9 protein-coding genes are annotated in these 8,911 nt (G+C 69.9%); 8 read left to right on the forward strand and 1 reads right to left on the reverse strand.

Features of this window, described 5'->3' with window-relative positions; translation table 11 throughout:
* The first annotated feature begins 64 nt into the window (after positions 1–64).
* The 8 genes from FHD67_RS14885 to FHD67_RS14920 all read left to right on the forward strand — a co-directional run bounded on the left by FHD67_RS14885 (position 65) and on the right by FHD67_RS14920 (position 7,741).
* Positions 65–400 carry a hypothetical protein gene (locus FHD67_RS14885; RefSeq protein ID WP_139599153.1) on the forward strand — a complete coding sequence of 112 codons (336 nt, stop codon included), beginning with the start codon at positions 65–67 and terminating at the stop codon, positions 398–400.
* 216 nt (positions 401–616) lie between these two features.
* Entirely contained in the window at positions 617–3,514 is a 2,898-nt protein-coding gene (locus FHD67_RS14890; RefSeq protein ID WP_139599154.1) for a monovalent cation/H+ antiporter subunit A, read from the forward strand.
* Entirely contained in the window at positions 3,514–3,861 is a 348-nt protein-coding gene (locus FHD67_RS14895; protein ID WP_045983165.1) for a Na+/H+ antiporter subunit C, read from the forward strand. Before FHD67_RS14890 ends, FHD67_RS14895 begins: the two co-directional genes overlap by 1 nt.
* Positions 3,858–5,498, forward strand: coding sequence for a monovalent cation/H+ antiporter subunit D (locus FHD67_RS14900; protein WP_139599155.1), 1,641 nt, complete (start codon positions 3,858–3,860; stop codon positions 5,496–5,498). Before FHD67_RS14895 ends, FHD67_RS14900 begins: the two co-directional genes overlap by 4 nt.
* Positions 5,495–5,983 (forward strand): Na+/H+ antiporter subunit E, encoded by a 489-nt coding sequence (locus FHD67_RS14905; protein WP_232303301.1) that lies wholly within the window; start codon positions 5,495–5,497, stop codon positions 5,981–5,983. The genes FHD67_RS14900 and FHD67_RS14905 overlap by 4 nt, the downstream gene beginning before the upstream one ends.
* Entirely contained in the window at positions 5,980–6,261 is a 282-nt protein-coding gene (locus tag FHD67_RS14910) for a K+/H+ antiporter subunit F (protein ID WP_045983163.1), read from the forward strand. Before FHD67_RS14905 ends, FHD67_RS14910 begins: the two co-directional genes overlap by 4 nt.
* Positions 6,258–6,623, forward strand: a complete 366-nt coding sequence (gene mnhG / locus FHD67_RS14915; protein WP_139599156.1) for a monovalent cation/H(+) antiporter subunit G — start codon at positions 6,258–6,260, stop codon at positions 6,621–6,623. Before FHD67_RS14910 ends, mnhG begins: the two co-directional genes overlap by 4 nt.
* The gene (locus FHD67_RS14920; RefSeq protein ID WP_139599157.1) at positions 6,620–7,741 is read left to right on the forward strand and encodes an AI-2E family transporter; all 1,122 of its coding nucleotides are present in this window, start codon (positions 6,620–6,622) and stop codon (positions 7,739–7,741) included. The genes mnhG and FHD67_RS14920 overlap by 4 nt, the downstream gene beginning before the upstream one ends.
* On the opposite strand, the gene FHD67_RS14925 is transcribed toward FHD67_RS14920, so the two are convergent.
* The coding region (locus tag FHD67_RS14925; RefSeq protein WP_139599158.1) for an ABC transporter permease at positions 7,738–8,911 on the reverse strand (1,174 nt) is incomplete at its 5' end. The two genes, FHD67_RS14920 and FHD67_RS14925, sit on opposite strands and share 4 nt — an antisense overlap.

Here is an 8,911-nt window from a genome sequence, read left to right on the forward strand (position 1 = left end):
TCGCCCCGGCGGCGTCTGCAATATCCGTGCCATGGACGGACAGCGGACAGCCTTGGCGTGCATCATGCGCGTTCTGGTCCTGGTGGCCAGCATCGTGCAGCTTGCGCTGTACGGGGCGACGGCGCCTGCCTCGGTCGAACTGGGGCCGCAGTTCCTGCGCCTGACCGAGGAGCAGCGGCTGTATTCCGACAGCCCGGCCCAGGTCGCCGTCCTGACCTCCAAGGCCCCGGCCGGACCGCAGGCGACATCACCACTGCCGGACGCCGATCCCTGGTACCGCGCGCCCGCGGGGCCCGTCCCGCCGCAGGCCGTGTCGGTCATCGCCGCGTCCGACGCGGACGTTCCCCGGCCGCAGGGCGTCGCCCGCCCTGCCCGCGCCCGCGGCCCTCCGCTGGCCTGACCCGCGCCCGCGGACGCCTGCTGTCCTGACCCGCGGCCGATGGCTCCGCGGCCGCCCCCACAGAGGTGATCCCGGACGGATCGTGCCGCGGCACGGCCGCATCGCATGCGCCGTCCCGTCATCACCCGCATCTTGCCGCATTCCCCCGACGCCCGCATGATCCCGCCTGGGATCCTGCCCCGCCCTGCATGCCGCCCCAGCGAAGGACCGCCCTTGATGATCACCCCCACCGCCCTTGCGCAGCAGAACCTTCTGGTGCTGCTGGCGGTCCTGCCCTTCCTGTCCGCGCTTCTGCTGATCAGCGTCTCGGGGCGCGCGGCGGGGATTCTGGCGGGCATCACCATGCTGGCCGGGATCGCGCTGTCGGCGGGGCTGGGGGGACCCGTGATGTCGGGCGAGGTGCTGCGCGCGTCGCTGGACTGGGTGCCGTCGGCGGGGCTGTCGCTGTCCTTGCGGATGGACGGGTTCGCCTGGATGTTCGCGACGCTGGTCAGCACGATCGGCCTGCTGGTCGTCGTCTATGCCCAGGTCTACATGGCGGGCAAGGACCGCCTGCCGCGCTTCTTCGCACTGCTGATGGCGTTCACCGGCGCGATGCAGGGCATCCTTCTGTCGGGCAACCTGCTGATGCTGGTGGTGTTCTGGGAGCTGACATCGGTCGTGTCGTTCCTGCTGATCGGGTTCTGGCACCAGGGCCAGGCGGCACGCGACGGCGCGCGCACCGCGCTGCTGATCACCGCGATGGGCGGGCTGTGCCTGTTGCTGGCGATGCTGATGCTGGGCCATGTCGTGGGCAGCCACGATCTGGACGTGGTGCTGGCCGCGGGGCCGCAGGTGCGCGAACACCCGATGTACGGCGCGATCCTGGCGCTGTTCCTGCTGGGCGCGTTCACCAAGTCGGCGCAGGTGCCGTTCCATTTCTGGCTGCCCGGCGCGATGTCGGCGCCGACCCCGGTCTCGGCCTTCCTGCACAGTGCCACGATGGTCAAAGCCGGGGTGTTCCTGCTGATCCGCTTTTCTCCCGTCCTGGGCGGGACCGAGGCGTGGTTCCTGGCCGTGACCGGCATCGGCATGGCGACCTTCCTGACCGGCGGGGTGATCGCGCTGTTCCGCCACGACCTCAAGGGGTTGCTGGCCTATTCGACGATCAGCCATCTGGGCCTGATCACTGCGCTGGCCGGCATTGGCAGCCAGGGCGCGATCCTGGCCGCGATCTTTCACATCTGCAATCACGCGGTCTTCAAGGCGTCGCTGTTCATGACCGCGGGCATCATCGACCACCAGACCGGCACGCGCGACCTGCGCAAGCTGGGGGGCCTTGCGCGCGTGATGCCCTTCACCGCGACGCTGGCGATCATCGCATCCGCCGCGATGGCGGGCGTGCCGCTGCTGAACGGCTTTCTGTCCAAGGAGATGTTCCTGGCCGAGGCCGTCGCCTGGCACAACGGCAGCTGGCTGGACGACAGCCTGCCCTATCTGGCGGTCGTGGCCAGCGCGTTTTCCGCCGCCTATGCGATCCGGTTCATCGCGTCGGTGTTCTTCGGTCCGCTGCCCGACGCCCTGCGCGGCCGCGTGTCCGAGGCGCCGGTCCTGCTGCGCCTGCCCGTCAGCCTGCTGGCCGCGGCCTGCCTGGCGGTGGGCATCCTGCCCGCGCCGGTGATCGGCCCCGTCATCAACCGCGCCGCGCGCGCCGTGCTGGGGCCGGATCTGCCCTATTACGACATCGCGATCTGGCACGGGGTCAATGCGGCGCTGATGCTCAGCCTGGTGTCCCTGGGCGTGGGCACGCTGATCTATGCGATCACCCGGACCCGCATCCCCCTGGGCCCCGAAGGCCCGCCCCTGCTGCACCGCCTGCGCGGGCAGCGCGTCTTCGACCGGCTGATGCTAAAGGGGGCGTGGGTCCTGCCCCGCCGGGTGCTGGGCCGGCTGGCGACCGAACGGCTGCAGCCGCAGCTGCGCCTGCTGGTGGCGGTCGCGCTGTTTCTGGCCGTCGCGGCCATCGGCGCGCGGTTCCCCTGGGCACCCCCGGCGCGGGTGACCGATTTCAGCCCGGCGTTCGCGCTGATGTGGCTGATCGGCGGGGCCTGCGCGGTGGGGGCGGCGTGGCAGGCCAAGTACCACCGCTTTGCCGCGCTGGCGATGCTGGGCGGCGCGGGTCTGGTCACCTGCCTGACCTTCGCCTGGCTGTCGGCCCCCGACCTTGCCGTGACCCAGCTGCTGGTCGAGGTGGTGACCACGGTCCTGCTGCTGCTGGGCCTGCGCTGGCTGCCCCAACGCCGGGCGGGTCTGCCCGAGGACAACCTGGCATCCGCGCGCAGGCGGCGGATGCGCGACCTGGTGATGGCTGTCGCGGGCGGGTCGGGCATCGCCCTGGTGGCGCATTCGGTGATGACACGGCCGCTGGTCCCGAACGTGGGCGACTGGTTCCTGGCCAACGCCTATTACGAAGGCGGCGGCACCAACGTGGTGAACGTCATCCTGGTCGATTTCCGCGCCTTCGACACGTTCGGAGAGATCGCCGTTCTGGCGATCGTGGGCCTGACCGTCTATTCGCTGCTGCGCCGCTTCCGCCCCGCCCCCGAAAGCGTGGACCAACCCAACCAGCAGCAGGCCACCAGCCAGCAGGTGCTGGACGACTACCTGATGGTGCCGTCGGTCATCATGCTGTGGATGTTCCCGGTGCTGATCATGGTCGCGGCCTATTTCTTCTTCCGCGGTCATGACCTGCCGGGCGGCGGCTTCGCCGCGGGCGTGACCATGGCCATCGCCTTCCTGCTGCAATACCTGGCCACCAATGTGCGATGGGTGGAGGCGCGGCTGACCATCCTGCCGATCCGCTGGATGGGCATCGGCCTGCTGATCGCGGTGGGCACGGGGATGGGGTCGTGGATCTTCGGCTATCCGTTCCTGTCGGCCCATGCCCGCTATGTCTCGATCCCGCTGATCGGGAACGTGCCCGCCGCGACCGCGCTGCTGTTCGACCTGGGGGTCTTTGCCCTGGTCGTGGGCGCGACGGTGCTGATGCTGATCGCCATCGCCCACCAGTCCCTGCGCGCCGCGCGCCTGCGCGAACAGGACGACGCTGCCCCCGCCACAAAGGAGATCCGCTGATGGAGATCGTGCTGTCCCTGGCCATCGGCGTTCTGTCGGCGTCGGGCATCTGGCTGATCCTGCGCCCGCGCAGCTTCCAGGTCATCGTCGGGCTGTGCCTGCTGTCCTATGCGGTGAACCTGTTCATCTTTTCCATGGGGCGCCTGACGCTGTCGGCGCCCGCGATCATGCCAAAGGGCGGCTTCGTCGATCCGACCCGCTATGCCGACCCGCTGCCCCAGGCGCTGGTCCTGACCGCCATCGTCATCAGCTTTGCCACCACGGCGCTGTTCCTGGTCGTGCTGATCGCCTCTCGCGGGTTCACCGGCACCGACCATGTCGACGGCCGCGAGAGAGAGCAGCCATGAGCCAGCACCTGATCATCGCCCCGATCCTGATCCCCTTCGTCGCCGGCGCGCTGATGCTGCTTTATGACGACCGCCAGCGCGCGGCGAAATTCTGGCTCAGCCTGATCGCGACCGGGCTGACCCTGGCAGTGGCGGTGGCGCTGCTGATGCGCGCCAAGCTGGGCGCGTCCGAAGGAGCCGAAAACATCGGCTTCTACCTGCTGGGGGACTGGGCCGCGCCGATGGCGATCGTCCTGGTGCTGGATCACCTGGCGGCGATGATGCTGCTGCTGACATCGGTGCTGGCGCTGGCGTCGCTGGTCTATGCGCGGGCGTCCTGGCATCGGCAGGGGCAGCATTACTTTTCGCTGTTCCAGTTCCTGCTGGTCGGTCTGAACGGCGCGTTCCTGACCGGCGACCTGTTCAACCTGTTCGTCTTTTTCGAGGTGCTGCTGGCCGCGTCCTATGGCCTGCTGCTGCACGGGTCGGGACAGGTGCGGGTCCGCGCGGGCCTGCATTACATCGCGATCAACCTGGCGGCGTCCCTGCTGCTGCTGCTGGGGATCAGCCTGATCTATGGCGTGACGGGCACGCTGAACATGGCGCATCTGGCTAGCATGATGCCCGACATCGATGCCGCCAACCGGCCCCTGCTGCAGATGGGCCTGGCGCTGATGGGGGTGGCCTTCCTGGTCAAGGCGGGCATCTGGCCGCTGTCCTTCTGGCTGCCCAACGCCTACATGGCCGCCGCCGCGCCGGTGGGCGCGATGTTCGCGATCATGACCAAGGTGGGCATCTATGCGATTTTGCGCCTGACGATGCTGCTGTTCGCGGCCGGATCGGGCCCGTCTGCGGGGCTGGGCGCGGGGCTGCTGATCGGGCTGGGCATGGCCACGGTCGTCTTCGGCATGCTGGGCGTGCTGGCGTCGCAAAGCCTGGGGCGGATCGCGGCGCATGCGGTGATCCTGTCGTCGGGCACCATGCTGGCCGTGACCGGGCTGGCGCTGGCGGGGGGCGGGGAATGGATGCTGGCGGGCGCCCTGCATTACATGGTCGCGTCGACCCTGGCCGCGGGCGCCCTGTTCCTGATGGTCGAGCCGATGTCGCGCGACGACGGCGGCATCGCCGCCATGCTGGCCCTGACGGCCGAGATCTATGGCGCCAAGGCCGACCTGCCGCCCGACGACGACGGCCCGGACGGCCCCGCCATCGCCGCGGGCCCCGCCCTGCTGGCGGCATGCTTTGCGCTGTGCCTGCTGGCGCTGGCGGGGTTGCCGCCGATGCCCGGCTTCATCGGCAAGCTGACGATGATCCAGGGCGTCTTCGACACGACCGACACCAGCCCCTGGCTGGGCTGGGCCTTCGTCGCGCTGCTGCTGGTGTCGGGCTTTGCCACGCTGATCGGGCTGGCGCGGATCGGCATCCAGACCTTCTGGGCCAATGACGACCGCGATTCCCCCGTCATGGCGATGGAGATCGCGCCGATCATGGCCCTGATCACCGTCCTGGCCATGATCAGCATCGAATCCGAGGCCGTGCTGCGCTATACCGACCGCACCGCGCAGGCGCTGCACCAGACGTCGCGCTATGCCCAGGGCGTGCTGACCGCGCCCCGCGCCGACGACGCGCAGCCGCCCACCCCAGAGGACGTTCCATGATGACCCGGCTTGTCCCCTATCCTGTCCAGTCGGGCCTGCTGACGCTGCTGTGGATGGTGATGACGCGGTTCTCGCTTGGTCACCTGCTGCTGGGGGGCGCGCTGGCGCTGCTGGCGGGCTGGGCGATGTCGTCGCTGCACCCCGAACGGGCCACGCCGCGCAACTGGCGCGTGGTGCCGCGGCTGATCGCCACGCTGTTCGGCGACATCGTCCGGTCGAACATCCGCGTGGCGCGGCTGATCCTGACCGAGGGGCGGTCGGGCCGCCGCTCGGCCTTCCTCGAGGTGCCGCTGCAGCTGCGCAGCCCGACCGGGCTGGCGGTGCTGTCGATCATCCTGACCGCCACGCCCGGCACCGCCTGGATCGAATATTCCCACGACCGCCAGACGCTTGTCCTGCATGTCTTCGACGGGGCCGAGACCGACCATTACCTGCATGTCATCCGCGACGTGTATGAACCCATGCTGCAGGAGATCTTCGAATGAGCGGCACGATCCTGACCTTTGCCATCGGCTATGCCCAGGTGGTCCTGGCCCTGGCGGGCTGCCTGGCGGGCCTGCGCATCCTGCGCGGTCCCCGCGCCCAGGACCGGGTGCTGGCCCTTGACACGCTGTATATCGCGGTGATGCTGCTGTTCCTGGTCACCGGGATGCGCCTTGGCTCACTGTACCTGTTCGAGGCCGCGATGGTCATCGCGGTGATGGGGTTCGTGGCCTCCATCGCGCTGGCCAAATTCCTGTTCCGCGGAGAGGTGATCGAATGAGCCCGCTTGACGACATCCCCCTGTGGCTGGCCATTCCGGTGGCGGGGCTGGTGATGCTGGGCGCGACGCTGACTCTGATCGGGGCCTGGGGGTTCTCGCGGATGGACAGCTTCTATGACCGGCTGCATGCGCCGACGCTGGCCTCCAGCTGGGGGACGGGCGGGGTGATCCTGGGGTCGGCGCTGCTGGCCAGCTTTCAGCAGGGGCGCCCGATCCTGCATGAACTGATGGTGGGTCTGGGCATCATGACGACGGTTCCCGTCACGCTGATGCTGCTGGGCCGCGCCGCCCTGCACCGCGACCGGGCCGAGGGCACGCTGCCCCCCGCCCCTGGCGACGACCACCCGGAGATGCGCGAATGACCCCAGGGGCCGACCGCAACGCCGTTCCCCGTCCGGCGCCGCGCCCGCTGGTCACCGACCTGTCGGCCGCGCGCTGGCTGCTGCTGGGGATCCTTGCGGCGTCGATCTATTTCTTCCACGGCTTCCTGATCCCGGTCCTGGCCGCGACGATCATCTGCGTGGCCAGCTGGCGCATCCGCGAGCGCCTGGCAGAGCGCAGCGGGCCGACGCTGGCCGCGACGCTGCTGGTGCTGGCGATCCTGTGCATCCTGGTGGTGCCGCTGCTGATGGCGCTGACCTATGCGGCGGCCGAACTGCGCGTCTGGATCCTGTGGGCGGGCAACGTGAACGCCATGGGCGAGGCCACGCCCCCCTGGATCGCCGACATCCCCCGCGTAGGGCCGTGGCTGGACCAGCAATGGCGCACCTATATCGGTCAGCCCGGCGCGATCAGCCAGCTGGTCCAGGCGGTGACCGGGTCAAACATCTATTCCGTCTATCGCGGCATCCTGACCGCGGGATCGACCGCGTTCCACTTTATGTTGAACCTGCTGTTCACGTTGATCGCGCTGTTCGTGTTCTATCGCGACGGCGAAAGCATCGTGGCGCAGCTGGACCGCGTGGGCGCGCGCATCCTGCCCGGCCGCTGGTCGCACATGTCGCGCGTGGTCCCCGCCACGATCAGCGCGACCGTCACCGGCATGACCCTGATCGCCATCGGCGAGGGGGTGATCCTGGGCACGGCCTATTGGCTGGCGGGGGTGCCTTCGCCGGTGTTCTTCGGGGTCGTGACCGGGTTCATGGCGCTGATCCCGGGCGGGGCGCCGCTGTCCTTCACGCTGATCTCGGCCTATCTGGTGTTCAGCGGAACGCCGGTCGCGGGCGCCGCGCTGTTCCTGTGGGGCACGGTCGAGCTGTTCATCGTGGACAAGACCATCCGCCCCGTGCTGATCGGCGGCCCGGTCAAGCTGCCGTTCCTGGCCACCTTCTTCGGGCTGATCGGCGGGATCAAGACGATGGGCCTGGTAGGCCTGTTCGTGGGGCCGGTGCTGATGGCGCTGCTGATGTCGATCTGGCGGGAATGGCAGCGCGACGTTTCCCAGCCCGCGGCCCCCCTGCCCGGTCCCGTCGACCCCTAGTCCTGCGCCCGCAGGACCTGTGCGGGCCGCGCAGCCAGCGGGCGCCACGCAAAGGCCAGCCCCGCCACGACGGTCGCGGCGATGCCGCCCGCCACGATGGGCAGCGCCGAGCCCATGTCGAACCGATAGGGCACGTCCATCACGAAGCGGCTGACAGCCCAGCCCGCGAGGCCCCCGCCCAACAGCGCGACCAGCCCCGCCGCCGCCCCCATCAGCGCCTGGCGCAGCGCGAAGCTGCCCAGGATCAGCGCGCGCGACGCGCCGAGCGTCTTGAGGATCGCGGCCTCATAGACGCGAGCGCGTTCGCCCGCCGCCGCGGCCCCGATCAGCACGACGAAACCGGTGACCAGCGTGGCCCCCGCCGCCCAGGCCACCGCCGCCGCAATCCCCGCCAGGGCGTCCGAGGCGCGGTCGATCGCCTCGGCCACGGGGACGGCGGTGATGTTGGGAAAGCGGTTGCCCAGATCGCGCAGGATCTGCGCCTCGGCCGCCGGATCGGCATAGACAGTGGCGATGTGGGTGTGCGGCGCGCCCGCCAGCGCGCCGGGGTTCAGCGCCATGACAAAGCCGATGCCCGCGTCGCTGAAATCGACGACGCGCAGGTTGGCGATGGTCGCGGTGATGTCGCGGCCCAGGATGTTGACGGTGACGGTGTCGCCCAGGTCCAGGCCGATCTCGGTCGCGATCTCCTCGGACAGGCTGACCAGCGGGGGGCCGGCGTAATCCTGGGGCCACCAGTCGCCGCGGGTGATCTGGGTGCCCGGCGGCGGGGTCGCGGCATAGGTGATGCCCCGGTCGCCGCGCAGCACCCAGTGATCGCCCGCGACCTCGCGCGCGGGGCGGCCGTTCAGCTGCGTGACGATGCCGCGCAGCATCGGCGCGGTCTGCACGTCGCCGACCAGCGGATCGTCCCGCAGCCGGGTCAGGAACGGGTCCAGTTGATCGGGCTGGATGTCCAGGAAGAAATAGCTGGGCGCGCGTTCGGGCAGTTCGGTCGCGATGGCCTGGCGAAGGTTCGACGACACCTGCCCCACCGCCGCCAGCACCGTGAGGCCCAGGCCCAGGGACAGGATCACCGACAGCGCCTCGCTGCGCGGTCCGCCGATGGCCGCCAGCGCCAGCCGCAGCGCGGGTCTGCGCCGCGCCAGCCGCGCCCCCGCCGCCGCCGCG

It is taken from the genome of Paracoccus haeundaensis (assembly GCF_006239215.1).
GTDB classification, from domain to species: Bacteria; Pseudomonadota; Alphaproteobacteria; order Rhodobacterales; family Rhodobacteraceae; genus Paracoccus; species Paracoccus marcusii.